This window comes from Nitrosomonas sp. Nm33, assembly GCF_900107265.1.
Taxonomy (GTDB): Bacteria; Pseudomonadota; Gammaproteobacteria; order Burkholderiales; family Nitrosomonadaceae; genus Nitrosomonas.
Genome location: NZ_FNPJ01000023.1, coordinates 20,737 through 39,877, shown reverse-complemented (window position 1 = coordinate 39,877; position 19,141 = coordinate 20,737). Strand labels below are relative to the sequence as shown.

At 45.5% G+C, this 19,141-nt stretch carries 13 protein-coding genes; 4 read left to right on the top strand and 9 right to left on the bottom strand.

All coding sequences use genetic code 11. The features are described 5' to 3' along the window. From BLV54_RS06830 to BLV54_RS06820, 3 genes are all read right to left on the bottom strand, one after another. A partial coding sequence (locus BLV54_RS06830) for an IS630 transposase-related protein (protein ID WP_090569664.1) occupies positions 1–251 on the bottom strand: 251 nt, incomplete at its 3' end. Positions 252–278: 27 nt separating this feature from the next. Further along, a complete protein-coding gene (locus tag BLV54_RS06825; protein WP_090569660.1) occupies positions 279–1,889 on the bottom strand; it encodes a diguanylate cyclase in 1,611 nt (536 codons plus the stop codon). Between the two features lie 500 nt (positions 1,890–2,389). Continuing rightward, entirely contained in the window at positions 2,390–2,650 is a 261-nt protein-coding gene (locus BLV54_RS06820; protein WP_090569658.1) for a transposase, read from the bottom strand. 271 nt (positions 2,651–2,921) lie between these two features. Here BLV54_RS06820 and BLV54_RS16020 point away from each other — a divergent pair, with 271 nt between their 5' ends. Both BLV54_RS16020 and BLV54_RS06810 read left to right on the top strand, forming a co-directional pair. Next, entirely contained in the window at positions 2,922–5,282 is a 2,361-nt protein-coding gene (locus tag BLV54_RS16020; RefSeq protein WP_176969699.1) for an SEC-C metal-binding domain-containing protein, read from the top strand. A gap of 423 nt (positions 5,283–5,705) precedes the next feature. Then, entirely contained in the window at positions 5,706–5,963 is a 258-nt protein-coding gene (locus BLV54_RS06810; RefSeq protein WP_090569655.1) for a hypothetical protein, read from the top strand. Between the two features lie 151 nt (positions 5,964–6,114). On the opposite strand, the gene BLV54_RS06805 is transcribed toward BLV54_RS06810, so the two are convergent. Both BLV54_RS06805 and BLV54_RS06800 read right to left on the bottom strand, forming a co-directional pair. After that, positions 6,115–7,680 (bottom strand): GTPase family protein, encoded by a 1,566-nt coding sequence (locus BLV54_RS06805; protein ID WP_090569652.1) that lies wholly within the window; start codon positions 7,678–7,680, stop codon positions 6,115–6,117. Further along, complete coding sequence (locus BLV54_RS06800) at positions 7,677–8,900, bottom strand: YcjF family protein (protein ID WP_090569650.1); 1,224 nt, start codon at positions 8,898–8,900, stop codon at positions 7,677–7,679. The genes BLV54_RS06805 and BLV54_RS06800 overlap by 4 nt, the downstream gene beginning before the upstream one ends. A gap of 304 nt (positions 8,901–9,204) precedes the next feature. On the opposite strand from BLV54_RS06800, the gene BLV54_RS06795 reads away from it, so the two are divergent. After that, positions 9,205–10,218: a Kelch repeat-containing protein gene (locus BLV54_RS06795; protein ID WP_090569647.1), complete on the top strand. Its 1,014-nt coding sequence runs from the start codon at positions 9,205–9,207 to the stop codon at positions 10,216–10,218. 186 nt (positions 10,219–10,404) lie between these two features. Continuing rightward, positions 10,405–10,824: a hypothetical protein gene (locus tag BLV54_RS06790; RefSeq protein WP_090569644.1), complete on the top strand. Its 420-nt coding sequence runs from the start codon at positions 10,405–10,407 to the stop codon at positions 10,822–10,824. Positions 10,825–10,957: 133 nt separating this feature from the next. Here BLV54_RS06790 and dksA read toward each other — a convergent pair whose 3' ends face one another. From dksA to BLV54_RS06770, 4 genes are all read right to left on the bottom strand, one after another. After that, positions 10,958–11,389: an RNA polymerase-binding protein DksA gene (gene dksA, locus BLV54_RS06785; protein WP_090569639.1), complete on the bottom strand. Its 432-nt coding sequence runs from the start codon at positions 11,387–11,389 to the stop codon at positions 10,958–10,960. Positions 11,390–11,937: 548 nt separating this feature from the next. Continuing rightward, positions 11,938–12,399, bottom strand: coding sequence for a CBS domain-containing protein (locus BLV54_RS06780; RefSeq protein WP_090569636.1), 462 nt, complete (start codon positions 12,397–12,399; stop codon positions 11,938–11,940). A gap of 465 nt (positions 12,400–12,864) precedes the next feature. Further along, positions 12,865–13,254 (bottom strand): hypothetical protein, encoded by a 390-nt coding sequence (locus BLV54_RS06775; RefSeq protein ID WP_090569634.1) that lies wholly within the window; start codon positions 13,252–13,254, stop codon positions 12,865–12,867. A gap of 287 nt (positions 13,255–13,541) precedes the next feature. Further along, positions 13,542–18,998 (bottom strand): peroxidase family protein, encoded by a 5,457-nt coding sequence (locus BLV54_RS06770; RefSeq protein ID WP_090569631.1) that lies wholly within the window; start codon positions 18,996–18,998, stop codon positions 13,542–13,544. Positions 18,999–19,141: the final 143 nt, after the last annotated feature.

Here is a 19,141-nt window from a genome sequence, read left to right as displayed (position 1 = left end):
TTCTGCGCCACGCCCAAACGTTTTGCTCGCTCGTACTGATAGGCATCGGGATAATCGAGAATATCCTGCCGCAATACATCAAGATCAATCTTGCGTTTGCGAAACCCTTGAGGTTTGCGATCAACATGCTTGATCCAGCGAACAACGCTTGCTATACCCACATCAAACCGCGCTGCCACCTCGGCTATCGTAAGTCCTTCTTTCTCTCGAACAGATAACACTTTACGGCGAAAATCCAATGAATATGCCATCCTTGCATTATAATCAAAATTATCTGGTTATGCTATATCGACCGTGCGCAGTATTTTGCGCATGACATCAGCGAGCCGTTTGAGAACAGCGTCACCCGTCTGGTGTCCATGCTTGTCGTTAATCTTTTTGAAGTGATCGACATCGAGCATAAGCACGGAAAGAGCGTGGCCATATCGCTGTGCGCGAACAAGCTCGGCATGACCCTGCTCCATGAAGAAACGGCGGTTGAAGAGTCCAGTCAAATAGTCTTGACGTGCCTGCTGCTCAAGCTTTTCTTTCAACAGCTCGAACTCTGTAATATCCGTAGCAATACCGCACAGTCCACTGATCCTGGTCTTCTTGTCATCTTCGTAAATCGGAGTCTTGATTTCCCAGTAGATGCGAACGATGCCGTCCTCACTCTTGTGGATGACTTTCTCCGCAGTATCTTCGCCATGGATGAGCACACGCGTATCTATGTCATCCAGCTGGGCCACCGTTTCGGGCGGAAAAAAACGTGAATCCAAGCTGCCAGAAAGCTCCTCTGCCGAACATTGGAACAACTCCAGGGTCGACCGGTTGGCGTAGACATAACGTCGCTGTTGATCCTTCATGAAGATATACGTGGGGATATGATCCAGTGCAAAACTGAACTGGTTAACCAGTGCACGCGCTTGCGCTGCTTCTTTCTCAAGCTTACGCTGTCGGTGTTGGTGGAGAAATAGTCCCATGGTAGAAGCCAATACAATCACCCCGAAAAGTATTCCCTGCACTGCTGCATTCCGTCGCCAGGACAGGAAGATTGGATCGAGATCGCGGTTGACTGCCACCACCAGGGGCTTGTCCATCTTGATGGCTGTTGGGTAAATGGTGCGCAGAGCGATCATCCCTTGCTCCTGGGTAGCATACGCGGTACCCATGAATACTTTCTCCTTTTTGCCGCTGCTCTGATGCCGCGTGAAGAACGAATCAGGATGTTTCAGATTCATTCCCTCCATGTTCTCTCTTTCAGGCATCATGAGGAACACCAGGCCATCGCTGTGCACAAGGGAAACCCACATGTCCGGCGCATATTGCACGGACATCATGAGGGTCTTGAGATATTCCGGATCAAGCGTCACAGAGACGATGCCGTCAAATTCACCCTGCTCTCCTGGTATCATGCGGATAATGTTAATCACGTATGTACCAAGTACGGTTTCGGATGGCGGTGAGACGTAGAGGATGTCCCCGTTGGGATGCCGTTTGACTTCCTGGAAATAATCGCGGGAACCGAGATTCATTCCGATCAATTCAGGACGTGTCGAGGCCGTGATGGTGCCTTCTTTATCCACGACGCTCATGGAGTGTATGCCCGGTATGATGCTCGCTGCCTTGAGGTGGCGTATCCCCGCTTGCAGCCCCGTCTCATCTTTCCAGTAAGCCAGGTTGCTGCGAACGTTTTCCAGCGCGAGGTTCGCACTCGTCAGTTGGTACTCCGTGTTCTCAGCAATCACCCGCGCCTGAGTCGACAATCTGTCATGCTCACGGGCCGCAGCGTGAGCATGCCCAAAATACAGATTGAGTACTATTGCCATACCCAAAGCGCCCAGGATCAGGCCGAGCCCCAGCCATTGCACATTAAAAGGTCTTCTTAACGGATTGATCTGCAGCGGCATGGCGTTCTCCTAATTGACTCTCTACCCAATTGACTCTGAGGGCGCCTGTTCGTTCTGTACAGGCTACAGATTTTGAGGACTCAAGGCAGTGCGGTTTATATTTCTGCCAGATAGATTATCTCCTTCTCCACTATGAATGCACCCAGCGAATCAATGCCATTATGATGCGTTGGCTGATCTAGCTCAGATCTTCTATTAGAAAATTTTCCTAATGGAAATAATTCTGTGTTTGAGAAGACTCCTTGTCAAACAATATACATTACAATCAATGACTTTGATAACATGCTAAGAGACGCGATATAAAACAGATATAAGTGATGAGCAATGGAATTTGATAAAAATAAGCTTGATCCTCTCAGCAAACGCAGCATATCGTGGTAGATATTCTTGGTAATTTACTTCATGTCAAAGTCCCATGCTGCCAACCTCAGCGAAACCTGAAGAGCTTACAAAGCACTGGAAAGTGTTATCAATAAATTTGTCGGTTTCTCCTTGCCGTATTATTTATACTGTCTGGGGTTCGCCTTCGCATCACGTTTGATCCTGGATAGCTCTAATTCAAGCTCAGTCAGTGACTTCTGCTGTTTACCTACTGCTGGGAATGCGCCTTGTCTGTCAGCATAAACCCGGTTCTTTAACGTCCCCTTAGGTAAAGATAGTCGTTTCGCTGCTTCAACCAGCGTTAATCCACTTTCTTTAAAAAACTTGACTGATTGCTCGCGGAACTCCTGGCTATATCGTGTTCGGGGTAATTGTTCCATCTATATCCTCCATTCCATGTCTATATTTTATGAAACTTTGGACTCCATAAAACTCAGCATACCTCATACCTCAAATTTAAAAACTCTGCTCTGCTCTGCTCTTCAACATTGCCAATTAAGCTAATCTGAGTTTACAGTGATAATGTCTGTAATTGGTTTGCCATTGTCACTTTTCTTGATAAAGCAAGGCTTACATGCAATATTTGTATTGTAATATCCTTTCTTCCAATAACCCCACAGCATCCCGATTAATCAACTCATGTAAAGAATTATGCTAAAACACATCTGCGTTTCAGAAAAATTGGATAACCCCGTCATGATTGAATGGGCTATCGATATCCTTGAGAGTATACCAATCAAGGCATCGTCCGAGCACGCAGCGTTGGCATCTGAGTGGTTTCATGACTTATTCCTGCTGCGTCAGATTGAGAATAATGACATCGATATTTTGCCTCAGCTATTTAGAAATTTACCTACAGAGCGTCTTGCAAGCCTAAGTAACATGATCCTTGATCGGTGGTTGCAATGGCCTGGAAAACTTGCTTTGGAAGCTACACCTCATCTGGCTAAATTTCATCCTAATGCACTGATAACGCTATTTGAAAAATATCTGGAAAATGTTGAAAACGGTGAACCGCTTGATCTATACCGCATCACCGCAATGGAACATGCAGCACACCTTGGCGCTAAAAAACAGTACGCACCTTTGGCTGAGAAACTGTGTACGTTGATTCTGGCTTCATCTGACGATGCTCTGTTCAAAACGATGATGCTTTCTTCAGTTTTGAGTTTTGCGGATGTTTTATCACCAGAATCATTGCAATCTATCCTTGGTACTTCTTTGCAAAATAAACAAAATAATGATCAAAAAGAAAATTTATTGGAACAATTATTTTCCGGTTTATTTGGCCATTCGGCCTATTTTGAGTTGGTTTTAGACAGACGTGAGGGAATATCCACCCAGCGCATTGAAGAAACGAGGGACTTATTCAGAGCAGAAGCACCCTTGGATTTTCTCGATCAATGTCTTGATAAATACGGCTCTAGCACTGATCTCATAAAGATTCTGGAGCAGGCACATCAACCGGGATGCAAAACCTTTCTTACCCTCATACAGCCAAAGAATGTTCTAGTACGGAATTTAAACAAGGATATGCTATATGACGCAACGCTAGCAGCTTGCCTACATGCTTATGAACTTGATGATTTTAATTCCACAGATAAGGATTTGAATCACACACTAGCATTATTAGCCATTAATTTGAATTGGCTTCCTCAATTCGACCGGCTTATTGCACGGCTTAAAACCTTTCCACGTCAGGAAACAATCCACGCTATGGTTGATCTGCTTGCCAAAACAGCGATGACCTATGGCGGTGTGCATTTGGCAAAAGCAATGGGTGAACTGCAATTTGAAGAATTTGTGCCTTGTTTAATAGATTCACTTTCTGAAGAATCAGGAGATTTCTTGCACGAAACTGCTGAAGAGTCCCTGAAAGCAATTGGTACCAAGGCCCAAGAAGCGTTAATTGAACGATGGGATACGCTTGATTTTTCTCAAAGAATCTATGGCTTATCTACTATAAGCGATATTGGAGGTAAACATGCTGCTGATTTTGCAGTGCGGTATTTCTCAGACCTATTTGCTGATGACAGCGAACGTTGGTGTCAATTAGCCTTATCAGCACCGGATAGCAGGATGCTTGATTTGCTCAAGCCTCATCTAAAACGGAAACAGCCATGGATCGATCATGCTTTTTATGTGCTCAGCCGTTTGCTGGAACGGCATGATCCTTTATTGGAAAAAGTAGAAAAACGTGTTCTGGACGATTACCAAACAAGTAAACTCAGAAGGGAATCATTCGAGCGTGGTGATTTTTTTCGTGATTTCTTATCGCTAAAACTCCGTTGCCCTGAATGTCATGAAATCAATTTATATCACGTTAAAGGGATTGTAGTTTCTCCTACTGCTGCTGAAGAATCCAAAACCTCAACTACTCTCATCGCAGATGAAATACCTTGTCTGTCATGTGGCAAGGATGTGGAATTTGAACTCACACCAGAAGCCAACATGAGCATAACAGCGCAAATGATGATTGCAGCGGCAGACAAGCATCCCGATTGGCAAAAGGAATCACTGATTTCTTTTCACGATTGCACACTGGATGGACAGGTTATGTCAATGGCAGAGGGATTGAAAATTGCCCGCGAGTATATCAACCGTAACCCGGGTGATGTGAATCACTGGTACATACTTGGCACTCTTCTATTAAATTTGAACCGACCAAAAGCAGCAAAAGATGCTTTTGAAAGATTGTTGCAAATCGATCCATATATGGCTAATGTTCGCCTTGAAGTGGCCAAGCTCCTAATCGCTCAAGGCAATGAGGCAGAAGCATTCGAGATGCTTATTCCTATCCTGGAAAATCGTCCTTTATGGAAAACAATAGGTAACCATCCTCATTTCAATCAGAACTTCATTAATACCTACAATCTGTTGCGCAGAAAGCTTAAGCGCGACGATTTACCAATAGCGCATCCTGCTTCATTAACTGCTCCTGCAAAAGTTGGCAGAAATGACCCCTGCCCTTGCGGTAGCGGGAAAAAATACAAGAAATGTTGTGGCACTTAGCAAAGTGAAGGAAATTTTTTGCTCATTATTCTGATAAATCTCTTGCGTATCTTTTTTAAACCCCAGCTTTTAGCGCTTCGACAATGGTCAAAGCAACCATGGCTAGAAATCCATCGTTCTCCCTCGCGAGAACTTTCCATTGGAGCAGAAGCAAAATTTCCAGACTGGATTCCGAGTAAGACTGGATTCCGAGTAAGCAAGATTGTTCACGCATCTATGACTATAAGGGGCACGGCATATCGACTAATGGGGCAAGCAAATGGATTTAATCGCACCTGTGAGTGTAGAGGGGAGTTCTTTTGCATATCTAGGACTAGCATCAATTAGCGACATTCAAAGAATCTAATTTAAGAAGAAATAGATCCGAAATAATAATTCTCAAATTAAAATATTCTGTTAGGGAAAGTATACTGGTACTTTGGAATGGGTGATAAACATAAAATCGTTTTATCAGATGATTTAAAAAGAATAATTCCTGGCCGAGGTCATCGTTCTAACTCAAATAATAATGTTCGTGCTCAATTTGTTGATTTTTTTAATAAAAAATTGATGGAGTGCAATATCAATATGCCCAGTATATTTGGAACACCTAAAGAAGATCCAAAAAAAACAGATAGCCAAACATGTTACCGATGTCGTGCAGAAGAAAAGAAATTAGATGGTTATGGAGAAGATCTCTGATGAAGGCGAGGATTAAGTAACCTCGTCAACTGGATCTAGGAAAAAATTGGGAATGTTTTATGATCGCTGCCAGTGTTGACTGTTATTACAAATCATAAAAATTCCGATACGCCACTTTCAATCAGCGCGATTACGGTAAATTGCATAGCCCTCACCCCTCCCCAGAACGCTTGCCCAGTTTGTCAGGCAAATTCCAGAGAAACCGCCCGGTACTGATCAATTGACGACGTAGCAAAGTCCAGTCTTCTGCACGTTTTTTCGCATCCAGACAGCGCAGTAGCCGCACTCGGAGTGCAGCATCCTGATGGTGCAGTATGGCTGCCCAGAGCGCATCATGTACGTTGTAAACCCTTCCTTCCTTGAGGCATACCGGGATAACTTGCTCTATTGGTACCGCAAGATCATTCGTAACTGCCTGCACCGCTGCACGAATGCTGATAGCCTTGACGTCCTGCTGATTGCTTAAGTCATAAGGCGGTTGCCATGCACTTGTCGGTCGCAACAGATCGATATGACTTACGACGACCAGCATGGGAGGTAAACGGCGATTCAATTGCGTACTCTGGAATACGCGTAAAGCATCCAGACAATGACGCTCAGTTTGCCGATCAGGGCGATTTGCCGGACTGACCCATAAAATCAGATCCGCGTCCAGCGCAGCGGCGTGTATTTGCCTCTCATTAAAGCGCGTGCTGTCACAGCCCGGGCTATCAAAGATCAATGCTTGGGTTAATCCTTCGCGTTGCAGCACAAAGGGGGTAATTGTCTGAGTCGTATCCGGTAATACATCGGCAGCAGTGGTGAGTTTTCCGAATAATGCATTGATCAAGCTTGATTTGCCAGCGTTGGTCCGTCCCAGCACTAGGATGCGTAGTGGTTCTGCAGGTACGACTGCAGTTTGTTCGAATTTACTTAAATCGGCATGAGAAATGGGTGTCCTCTCCGCAACCTGTTTGGAGGCTTCCTCCAATGCCACTGGCTGGCGACCACTGTAGAGATCGATCGCATAATAACCAACCTTGCGTATATAAGCACGCAAGAACCAGCGATGCAGCTCGCTGCGAGCGAGACCAAAACTGCGCTCTTGGAGGTGCCGCCAGATCTCACTAAACAGAGCATTCACCGGGTTGATCAGCACCCTACCCGCCCGGTAAACATTGTATGCTTGCTCTGCTTTAGCTTTCCAGCGATGTAACCGAAGCAAATCACCAATTGTCAGACGATCACTAAACGGTATATTTTCAGTCACATCTTTGCGTAAATCACGGCTCGCCTGCTCGATGATCAACAGTGTATGCGGCACAGTGAGCTCTAGAAAAGGCTTCTCGGCTTGGGGATAATAACAGTGTGATACTGTATCCAGCGCGCGCCTGCCCAGTCCTAATATCCAGGATGAATCTTCGATCGGCCAGTCTTCAGGCTCACACGTATCTGCCAGCTTTTCGACCTGCTGCCAGACTGCTTCCGCCTTTGGTGGCCAATCTGGATTAGGTTCAGTAACAATTTCATCAAGCATTTGACGATCACGTTTCGCTTGCCAATATTGCAAGCCATAGCTCAGTGCGCTGAATACCGCCATGGCGATCACCCAGTAAAGCAGATTGCCTGTCTGCCACAACCATAGCATCCCCAATCCAAATACCGTGAGTGTTGGCAGTCCTAATAAAATCAGTGCGAATACTCGCAGTGGATCAGTTCTCTGCAATAATGTTTTCATTTACCACGTAATCGCTCCTTAAGCAAGGAAGCGCCACTTTCCAGCGCCTCCATATAGATTCGCCGCAGGGTCTCAGGATCGACATTGAGACCATTCTTACGTCGAGTAAAAAAATAAACTGCAGCCTTGCCTAATGCATAAGTCGTTGCACCGCTGGAGCTCGCGCCCCACACTGCTCCTGCTGTTTGCCCTAAAACAGGAATCACTTTAGTGACCACACGCCCCACCAGACGAGCCAGGTAGCTGGATGCTATACCCGCTCCCAGCAGCGTAAGAAACTCAGTGATGGTACGCTTATCCCAGCGTTGCCCGTAAAGGACCGCAAGGCCATGCAAGAGCTTTGCCTGAACGGTAGATACTGCCACCAAATCTACCACCGGCAGAGCACCTAACCCGGCCGCAGCCAGTGAATAACCGACGATATGCTGATGGGCAGTGCGTTCATAAAGATCACGCACTTCTTTTTCACTAGTCAACTGATGCTGCAGGCCGAACGGCAAGAGGGACTCAATTGTCTGCCACAATGCTTCCAGACCATAATCAGCTGGATCATAACCATCTTCAGGTAAAGTAAGATCCACAGCTATCCAGCGCACTGGAATGTAACCAGGCAATTTTTCTGCGGCAGTACGCTGGGCAAGTAAGGCACGCCGCAGCTCGAGTGGAATCGTATTCGGTAAAGGCTCCTCACCATAGGGCCAAGGGCAGATATGCCTGCCGTCTGCAGGATAGAGTTCATGCAGGCCAGTTTGTACAATCAGCAAGGGCCACTCGGGATGACGCTGACGAACTGTCCGTAACACCTGGTAGACAGATTCCTGATGTACATCTGCCACCTTCATCACGGCAAGCAGCAGATGCGCCTGAGATTCGCAATAATGAATGTCATCTGTCGGATCATAGGCAACCTCCCCCAGACCGCGCGTATCAAGAAACCTGACTACCGGCATTTCACCAGGGCAATCATAAAAACGAGAATGACGTGTACATGGCTGAAACCCATTACCTATCTCCGCTGCTTCGTTACCAGTCAGTGCTCGGATGATGGAAGTTTTACCTGCCTGTGCTTTACCTATTAGCCATAATACCGGCAGCGGCAATCTTTTCCGTGCTTCACGCAAGGAAGACTCCAGCGCAGCTTCGTCTACTTTGGGTTCAAGTAGAACTGACTGAAGTTGTTTCCAATACTCTGGCCAGTTTCTGAGATTATCAAATTTCATCAATATGGATAAATCAGTTGATTATCAGATAGATGAGTACGGTAACACCTTTTTCAAGACTATTTTACGCGCTTTGCTGCTATTACACTCAGAAACAAAAAATATTATTTGGCAGTCACCTCATCTCTACCCAGCCGCACCTGTTCATAAACGCCATGGCAATACGATAGTCCATTAATAAATGGAAAAAATACTTTAACGATCCGGCTGTGTGACGTACGCTTGTCAATTCTTTTATTGTTAAATCAGAACTTGCAAGCTGAGTAAATTCATTGATGTTGATAACTCTCTGGAGGAACTTTATATGTCTACTTTGAAATTTTACATCATAGCAGGCGTTTTTTTTCTTTGTTTGACAAAAGTGGGGCTGATTTTCGCTGATACATCTAAAGTTGGCACATGGACAACCGCTTCTCCCGCTCCCACTAAACGAACGGAAGTAGTTGCGGCTATGGTCAAAGGTAAGATATATGTGGTGGGTGGGTTTAGTGAGCCGAAGCTTCAGAATGTCCTGAAATTTGCCATTAGCAGCGATGTGGAAGTATATGACCCTGTTTCTGATTCCTGGTCTATTACTACACCTCTACCAGAAGGGCGGCACCACGCGGGTATCGCCTCACATAATGGCATGTTATATATAATTGGTGGATTCACCAAATCCTTCTTGTCCATCTGGCATGCGGTTCCCACAGTCTATCAATACAATCCCTCAACGGCAAAATGGCGTGAATTAGCTCCTATGCCGACTGCCCGTGGTGCGCTAGGTGTCACCGTTTATCAGAATCGCATCTACGCCATTGGTGGATATGATGGAAAAGACAATTCTGCTGCGGTGGAAATTTTTGACCCAGAAACCAATACTTGGTTATCTGCTGCTTCGATGCCTACTTCCCGAGACCATTTGGCTGTTGCAACGGCTGGTTCTCGAATCTATGCCATTGGTGGTCGGCCTGATCTGGACTATCATCACAATATGAGAACAGTCGAAGAATATGATCCACAAACCAATCAATGGCGAGCTCGTACTAACCTGCCTACTGCCCGCAGTGGCATTACCGCTGGCGTAATTAATGGCTGGATTTACGTGGTCGGTGGCGAATCTGGCGAGGGCACTTTTGCCACCAATGAAGCATATGATCCAGTTAAGGATCAGTGGCACACTATGGCTCCAATGCCAACTGCACGTCATGGTCTCGGCTCTGCTGTGGTCGATGGACGTCTATATGTGATTAGCGGTGGTCCAAAGCCTGGTGGTTCATTCAGTCAAGTGAACGAAGTCTTTACACCACCACCGACTAACACCACCTTAAACCAGTGATATTTCTCTGCTAACCACTAGGAGCTTTATATGACTTTGCATACTTTATAAGCCATATTGTATATCGAATTAAGTCATCTCATTTCAAAGAAAACCACAACGAATTTTACCCTACGAGATCTCGCTTTTGACGTAATATATTACCTCACACTTGGAAAGCTTATTTGTTAGATCTTGGAGATATGAATGGATATTATAAGCATGGTATTTAGCTTTTTAATCGGTACGGCTATAGGTTTTGTTATCGCGCATTCATGGAATACACACGTAGCTCAACAGGCGATCATAAAGATAAATAATCTATTTGATCGATTGTGGCATCAGCATACCAAACTTTTGCAAGAAATGAAGCAGGATATGGATAATCCCGATTACAAGTTCCAGAGAGAATTTTATATTCTCAAGAAAAATCAGCGTTTTAGTTTGAGCCTTGCAAAACCTTGTCTGGCATATTTCTTAGATGAACACAATGGCTTACAAGATCAATTAAAAACTTTGGAAGCTTATGGCTTCGTTAGTAACGTCACTGAATCAAGTAAAAATAATTTCGCCAAATATCAATTTAGCGAAAAATTCGTTGAATTGCTTCGTAATAAAGAAATTTAGTGTGTAAAAAGGTCATCGTCTAGAAGATGATGACCTTCTGCCATCCAGGATTTTATGACCAAGCTAAAATACTATTCCAGTTTTTGACATGAACTTAGTTCTGATTCTAAAAAATAACAAGAATCAAATAATATTATTTTGCTAACTGCTTTTCTTTTATTTCTTCTAAGGTTTTACAATCAATACAAAGTGAGGCAGTAGGACGTGCTTCAAGTCGTTTCAATCCTATCTCAACACCACAGTTATCACAATAGCCGTACTCCCCTGCATCAATTTTTGCAAGCGTTTCAGCAATTTTTTTGATGAGTTTTCGTTCCCGATCTCGATTGCGCAACTCAAGTGTCATATCTGATTCTTGGCTGGCTCTATCATTAGGATCAGCAAAAACTGTCGCTTCTTCCTGCATTACGTGAACCGCCCGATCTATTTCCTGTCCTAATCCAATCCTGAGATCCTCTAAAATCTTGCGAAAATATGCGAGCTGCTCATCACTCATATAAGGCTCGCCTTTTTTTGGTTTGTAAGAAACAACTGGTTTCTGTAGTTCATGTGGCTCTTGTGGCATTCTGAATGCTCCTGTCTTTATTTCCCGTCTTTATTAATTACTAGCAATAATTAAACATACAGGAATAGCAGAAAAAGATATATATAGCAAGTCCGCCCTGCTAGATTACTAAAATCCTTGTCTCCTTATTAGGAGTATAATTTCAGCGGCGCATATTATACAGAAATAGTTTTTGTTTTATACTATATTTACGAATAGTAATTCAGATGTAAAAAAGCGGGGCAAAGCTGTAACCCCAGTAAACATTTCGCTCACCCACCGTAACAGCCTGATACTAAGTTGCGGATTACTGTCGACTTTACAGAAGCAATAAAGTGACTATGTGAAAGCAGCTTATGAATCACTTTATTCCAGTTTTCATAGCTCCAGCTTATCTCGAAAGCTTATGAATTGGTCAGGGTGAGCAAAATTTTTTACCACTAACAGCCCAATCCAATCGACAGCGTTCTGGTCCACCACAGCTTCCAGCAAGCGACCTGCAACCAATGAAAAGAGATATTACAGCTAAAACCCCGACGTATTTATCATATATGGTAACGTTCGAGTCTTTAAGATGCTCGGATCCCTTGGCTAGGGACTCGCGTTTCATATATGTAACGTTCGAGCTGTTCGATGACAAATTGATGTTCTGAAATGGTGTCTTTCACCAAATCACCAATAGAGATTATCCCTATTACTTTGCCTTCATCTATGACTGGTAAATGGCGTACTCGCATCTCGGTGACCAGTGACATGCAATCTTCATTCGTATTATCCAGACCAACATAGACTACTTGATGCGTCATGATTTCCTTAACCTGCATATCTTTTACAGGTTTATCCAACAGATAGGATTTACGTGAAAAATCTCTTTCTGTCAGGATTCCAGCCAGCTTATCGTCTCTCATAACCACTAGTGAGCCAATGTTATTAGCTGCCATCAACTGCATGGCATCGTAAACCGATGCTTCGTGGTCAATAGTAGTAACTTCATGTCCTTTCTTGTGGAGTAGTTGCTTTACAGTTTTCATGATAATGCTCCTTTATGAGTAAAAAACCGCCGGTTCATTATTCTCATCATATTATCTAATCTATAGTATCTAAACTACCACTACCAAGCGACTTATAAACGAAAGAATATGGAAATATTTAAAAACAGACAATAAATCGAACATCCCTGCTTTGCACAAGATACTGCTTGCTCTTTCATATGCTTTATGATTTAGATGAGAGTGAAAGATGGAAAATCCGTATTATCTCCATGGCGTAACCCATTACTGGGTGGACATTTGGAGGAGAACTGCCTTTCAATCCCTTCCAGCCACTCTTATGGAGTCCCATAAATCCTGCTAAATATCATAGATTCCATGATTTTTGAGTACTAAAAGAATTTAAAAGTACTCTTTGATATCTTTTGATGTGATTGCACGCAGTGTTTTTGATACTCGTGCAATCACTAAAAAGCCGACGTCAGTTAGGTGCGTCCAGCAGAATGCTTAGATTAAACCTAATAATTTTTGCAGCAACTTATCGATAAATGGCTGGAACACACCCATGAAATTGTCCAATTGGAGTATGCCTACAAGTAGAATTAAGAAACCACCGATCGTGATGCCGCGTTTTAGACCCCAAGCAAAATTGGCTGAAGCAGGCAATCGTAAGTAAGGCGGGTTTGAGATTGAAAAGATGATTTTTAAAATAGCTAGTAATACGCCAAATAACGCACACCAAAAAAACAATTTAAATGAATGATATAACTTCGTTCCTAAATCTTCTGATGCCCACTCGATAGCTGAAAAACGCAAACAAATAATAACAACGAGTAACAGCACTAATGAATTCCAGAATCCTCCAAATCTTGCTTTCATTTCACTTTCGAAATTCATGTTGTAATCTCTCCTTCAAAAAATTCTTTTAAATTTAGCTATTTTCCTACTTAATCTCAGATATGCTATCTGAGAAACTGATGATAGCACAGCAACATACGCAGTTTGCCCTCAAGAAATATTCATGCAGCAGCCCCCCCCTTATTCTCCTTATTCTTAGTGCAAAATGCAGGAAAAAATGTTCCTAAATAACTACCGGTGCGGAGCCTTGATATGATTCCACACCGTATAACTTTTGCAACTTAATTAGCTGCTTAATTAGCTATTTTGGCAGCCACCTGACATTGTTACTGAGAAATAAAGTCGGTACTGTCGATCTTGGCTGCTTTGACCCCAAGCAGAGTAATACTATCCGCTCCGATCGTAATGAGCGTATCTGTCCCAACCTGGGTAATTGTCAAATCAGTAAAAGTTAAACCGAGACCGCGCAAATCAATCAGATCTTGCGTCGATGCCGTACCGCCGATAGCATCGAACAATTCTGTCGCCCCGCCACCGATGGTATCATTACCGAAACCTGCAGTATTGAACACGAAGCTATCGAAGCCGGTACCACCGTTTAAGAAGTCATCACCTGCTCCACCGGTAATCGTGTCTCTACCCCATCCACCATTAATAGTGTCATTACCGGCTGATCCGGTCAAAATGTCATTGCCTCCGTTGCCGCTAATGCTCGTGATACCAGTTAGCGTAGTGGCACTGAAATCCAGTGTATCAGCAGCAGAAGTACCGGCGATACGCACACCAGTAAAGCCACCGGAGGAAATCTCCTCTACCCCTGCAAGAGAGCTCAGACCAATAACGACATCGTTAGCTGTAGCCTGGATCTGATCCGAGCCAACGCCACCATCGATGGTGTCGAAACCGCTGGTACCAGGGACCAGAATCACATCATCGCCCGCTCCGCCGTTAATCGTATCGTTACCCGCCCCGCCATTTATGGTGTCGTTACCGGTCGATCCAATCAAAATGTCATTACCTCCATTGCCGCTAATGCTTGTGATGCCAGTTAGCGTAGTGGCACTGAAATCCAGCGTATTAGCAGCAGAAGTACCGGCGATACGCACACCAGTGAAGCTACCAGAAGAAATCTCCTCTATCCCCGCAAGAGAGCTCAGACCAATAACGACGTTGTTAGCCGTAACTTGGAGCCGATCTGAGCCATCACCGCCGTCGATGGCATCGAAACCGCTGGAGATACCTGCCAAAATCACATCGTCGCCCACTCCACTGTTAATCGTGTCGTTTCCTCCCTTACCATCAATTGTGTCATTACCGCTACCACCGTTAATTGTGTCGTTACCGAATCCACCTTTTAACTTATCGTCACCACCATTCCCGTTCAATGTATCGACACCTTTACCACCATTAGCATAGTCATCGCCTTCAGTGCCATTGAAAATGTCATTGCCTATAGTGCCGATGAAGAGATCACCAACTACTGCGGTTGGGGCAGAAGCAAGCTGCTCGGCATTGCCTGCGTTATCAGTATAGGAAACGAGCACTCGAAGTTGCTGACCGACCTGCGACTGTGTCGGCCTGAAGTTAGCACCTGTTGCACCTGTAATGTTAGTCCAGATCAATCCACCGCCTACCTGCCACTGGTAATTAAAGGTAACTCCCACCACCCCATTAGGATCAGTGATATTAGCAACCGAAGTGCTGAGTTTCATTCCTTCTCTCGGGGTCGTATCATTGATCACGGGTACGCCATTGGCGCTAACCACAGGTACCGTAGCCCCCGAAATAATCTGTTCACTGGCACCTTTGTTATCTTGGAAAGTAGCTACTACGCGCAGAGGAGCATTCAGCATTAAGTCGCTTGGCGTGAAAATCTGGCCAGTGCCGACAGGGGTCCAAGCACCAGGCGTAAACTCAGCCTGCCATGTGAGCACAATGGTGGCGTTATTAACGCCATCAGGATCATTAAAATTTGTCGTTGCAAGCAACTCCTGATTTTCGCCCGGAGTAGTGTCATTGATGGTAATCATACCGGTTGCTGGTGAATTATTAGGTAATGGAACAAGCGCAATGGTCTGATCGGCAAACTGCAGACGTTCGACACCCATCAAGATATCGGAACCGTCAATTTGCGTACCACCCGTATGCGTAACCGTCATCAACCTGGTACTTAAAGGACTAATGGTGTACTCAGCGCGGTTGCCTGAAAACACAACGGTGTCAATATCGTTGACTCCTGGTGTAGTGGGTAAAATCTCACGCACGATCCTGATCTGACTCGGATTAATCTCACCCGAAAACATTTGTGACTGCAACTCAGTCATGCTATTGGTACTTTGGATCTCGTTGTTATTGGCGTCAACCACTGACAAGCGTACGTTAAGCCACTTATCTCCGTGGATAATGTCATTGCCGCCACGGCCTTCAATGATGTCACTGCCTCCGCCGCCCAGGAGAATATTACCGCCGGTAAACGAAGTTTGTTTAACGCCACGATGCGCATCATCAAGCAGTTGTTGCAGACCACTGATAAGCCCGATATTGTTGAGCTCATGACCAATCATCAACGTCGCATCACGGTTGTCGCCACGCAAGACATCGTCATTATTCCATCCTGAAAGAGCCTCGACCATATCAAATCGATCACGAATAGCGTCAAGATCGGGTGACAACAAACCAAGACGAAGCAAATCAAAATCTTGACCGACAGTAACACCTTCCGAACTATCGAGTCGTGCGGTGACCCAGTCGAAACCAAGCATTCCTTCGTTGCGTTCGATGCCGGCGCCACTCACCATGATGTCATCACCGGATTCAGCGTCATAGTCATCGTCACCGCCATCACCAATGATAACGTCGTTACCGATGATCGGGCTCACCTGGAATGGGTCAGCATTGTCTCCTTGCAGCAGATCAGCTTGATCGCCACCTTCGATCCAGTCGTCATCCTCGCCGCCTAACACCGTATCTGTCGAATTACCGGCAATAATGAAGTCATTGCCAGCACCACCAAAAATTTCTTTGGGATCAGCACCTCCCACCACGAAATCGTTGCCATCGCCACCCAGTATCAAATCACCCACGCCTGCGCCTGCGCTGATGACGTCATTGCCGCCCTCACCCTTGATATTGTCGGTGCCGAATTCATCAGTGATAATATCGTCACCATCTCCACCATGAATAATGTCATTGCCAGCTCCACCTTCAAGCCGATCGATACCACCATCACCCCATAAGGTATCATCGCCGTTACCTGCGTGCATCCGGTCGTTACCCTCGGTACCGCCCATCATGATATGTTCCTCGCCTGTAAATCGTACAGTACCATCGTTCATGCGGATAAGTGAACCGGATGGCAATGCCGATTCGTCATAATCTACTGTATTGGGATCATCCACAATTGGGCCGCTAGTGCCAAGATTACCAATCTCAAAGCTGTAGTCCGGATGGGAAAAGACATCACCTGGCAAATGTTTAACGCCATCGACATTTTTTATTATCAATTCGGCGAAGGAGTTATTTTCCAGCTCGGTCAGGAAATGAAGCCCCGCAGTACGCCCCAGGTAATAGAAACGATCCCCATCCTGCAGTTTTTCCAACTGTGTTTCGAACACAAAGTTAAAGGTCGAACCTAACATGCCACCAAACAGCATGATCTTCTCAGCTAATCCACCGATCCATAAGTCGATATTATTGACACCGGTGGCCGCCGCGTCGCCATTCAGGAAAGCTACAGAATCAGGATGCGAGCCATCATACAAGGACAAAGCGACTGCACGCTTATCTGCAAGCGTTGAAGCAGCTTGCAAATCCGGATGAATACCGTAGGCCGCGATGAAGTTTACCAGCGACAAGGGATTGGTAATGCCGAGTTTGAACTCAGCCCAGCTACCGTATGGTTTGAGTGCAGCATCGTTAGTTGCAGTAAAAAATTGCTCACGTGCGTCGTTGAGCTTGGGTAAGCCAGTTTCCCGGCCACGTGCAAGGTTGATCGTTGCCAGATCAAGCGGCAACCCGAGAAGATTGTTGCGCACCGCGCCAGTTACAAATTCGTCGATCTCGTTGCCTATCTGATTGGTCATGCCGCGCACGATTGCACCCGCTGCCTCTCTGGCATCGGTACCGCTACTTGCAAAAGCAAGTGGATTGAGAAATGCCTCGATCAAAGGAATATCATCGTGCGTGCCATCAGGATTGATACGCGCCATAGTATCGGTCAGCATGGTATGGCCAAAACGGTAAACAGCGTGCGCGAATTCTCCAACGATGGCAGGATCGATATCATCCGAATAACCGGCAAAGGCGTTTACCTCGGGCTGCACCTTGCGCGCGAATTCCTCGAACACCAAGTGCTGATACTGCATCTCGGTGCCGAAGCGTGCCGCCTGGAACAACCGCTCACCATTCCAATCGCCATTAGGTAGCTTCCATTCTGCTATGAAGGCAGCGTCGCCACTACTTTCAATGACACTCATGGCCTGATCAACCAGACGATTGTGCTCAGAATGAAAGACATGATGAACTGAAGTTAAGCCAATATTTTCGTTACCGCGGCCATCACCGGTAATGTAATGGGCATTGAGCAGTTCGTTGTCGTAGGTACTGGGATTGTTATCGTCGACACCAGCAGTCTTATTTGTGTCGGGAGTGAGCGCTCGCTGGGGCGTTGCTGGGTTGTTGTCATGATCTCCAAATGGGACTGCACTGTGCGCGATATCATCCAGGAAAGCATGACCGGTTCGGATCGCATTCGCAGGTACGGTGAGCCCGCCCGCGTTGCCTTCGACCAAACCATTTTCGGTCACGATTTGCGCAAAACCATTGGGGCCGCGTAGAAAATGACCATAGGCATCAGTAGCGAGCAGCGGGATATTGAGTATGTCTTGATCTCTTAATGTAATACCGAGCATCGTTTGTGCTTGTGCCTTGACATCAGCCCAGGTGGGGAGCCCTCCACCTGCGTGATCGAGTAGTCTGCCAGTGGCTACCGGTTTGCCGTTGACGAGTGCGTACTCACGCAAAAACACCTGGTGTGATGGATGCGAAGTGTAGGTTTGATTCTGATCAACGAAAGGAGTGGTCGTGTTGGTATGTGCGTGTATATCGTCAGCTGTCCCAATTACTCCATCCGGACCGGGCTGGTTGGTGGCACGCGACAGTACCATAAAGTTGGTTGGACTACCGGGAACGAACAACGGATCATCCGGTTGGAGTGGCACGAACACGATACCACTATTACCTTTGGTTACCAGATCGAGACCATGATCGAAAAACTGGCCGAATAGCGTGAACCACGAGTTGAATCGGGCGGACAAACCAACATCTGGCGCTACATTAGGAATAAAAAGGGTTCCATTATCAGAAACGACTGGAGTAGGACCAGCAGCTTCTACAGCGGCCGGGTTATTAGCGGACTGATCGGCGATTAAGTTACTGATAATACGCGGTTGAGAATCTACAACAATACCACTTGTTTGCGTATAGCTGGTCGGATCTCCAATTTGTAGTGGTCCTGGTCCATCTGGATCGAACGGCAGCGTTTCAGCGGAACGGAAATCAGGTGGAGTTATGCGTGGAAACACGTTATCGGCAGCGCCGAATTCCGATTGGCCAGGAACCAGATTATTATAAGAACCGTCTACGGTACGCAAACCATAGGGTAGCATTGGGCTGGAAATTTGATCTGCGCCAAATCCAATCGGAACATTTCCGTCTGGATGAGCTTCTGCAATTTTGATTTGTTTAAGAATGAACTCGAGATCAGCTTTATTGAAATTTGCCATTTATTCTCCCCATAGCGTGATGTAACCCGTTTGTTGTAGAGGCTTTCATGACCAAATTGAATTTAAAGCAATAAAGTTGGTGCACGAAAACACCCTAGCGACCAGTGCTTAAAACTTCACTTAAACTTCACATGGTCGAACAA

Excerpts from the sequence above, each read along its gene's own strand:
- BLV54_RS06825 (WP_090569660.1), bottom strand. The coding sequence starts at position 1,889 with ATGCCGCTGCAGATCAATCCGTTAAGAAGACCTTTTAATGTGCAATGG.
- BLV54_RS06820 (WP_090569658.1), bottom strand. The coding sequence starts at position 2,650 with ATGGAACAATTACCCCGAACACGATATAGCCAGGAGTTCCGCGAGCAA.
- BLV54_RS16020 (WP_176969699.1), top strand. The coding sequence starts at position 2,922 with ATGCTAAAACACATCTGCGTTTCAGAAAAATTGGATAACCCCGTCATG.
- BLV54_RS06810 (WP_090569655.1), top strand. The coding sequence starts at position 5,706 with ATGGGTGATAAACATAAAATCGTTTTATCAGATGATTTAAAAAGAATA.
- BLV54_RS06805 (WP_090569652.1), bottom strand. The coding sequence starts at position 7,680 with ATGAAAACATTATTGCAGAGAACTGATCCACTGCGAGTATTCGCACTG.
- BLV54_RS06800 (WP_090569650.1), bottom strand. The coding sequence starts at position 8,900 with ATGAAATTTGATAATCTCAGAAACTGGCCAGAGTATTGGAAACAACTT.
- BLV54_RS06795 (WP_090569647.1), top strand. The coding sequence starts at position 9,205 with ATGTCTACTTTGAAATTTTACATCATAGCAGGCGTTTTTTTTCTTTGT.
- BLV54_RS06790 (WP_090569644.1), top strand. The coding sequence starts at position 10,405 with ATGGATATTATAAGCATGGTATTTAGCTTTTTAATCGGTACGGCTATA.
- dksA (WP_090569639.1), bottom strand. The coding sequence starts at position 11,389 with ATGCCACAAGAGCCACATGAACTACAGAAACCAGTTGTTTCTTACAAA.
- BLV54_RS06780 (WP_090569636.1), bottom strand. The coding sequence starts at position 12,399 with ATGAAAACTGTAAAGCAACTACTCCACAAGAAAGGACATGAAGTTACT.
- BLV54_RS06775 (WP_090569634.1), bottom strand. The coding sequence starts at position 13,254 with ATGAATTTCGAAAGTGAAATGAAAGCAAGATTTGGAGGATTCTGGAAT.
- BLV54_RS06770 (WP_090569631.1), bottom strand. The coding sequence starts at position 18,998 with ATGGCAAATTTCAATAAAGCTGATCTCGAGTTCATTCTTAAACAAATC.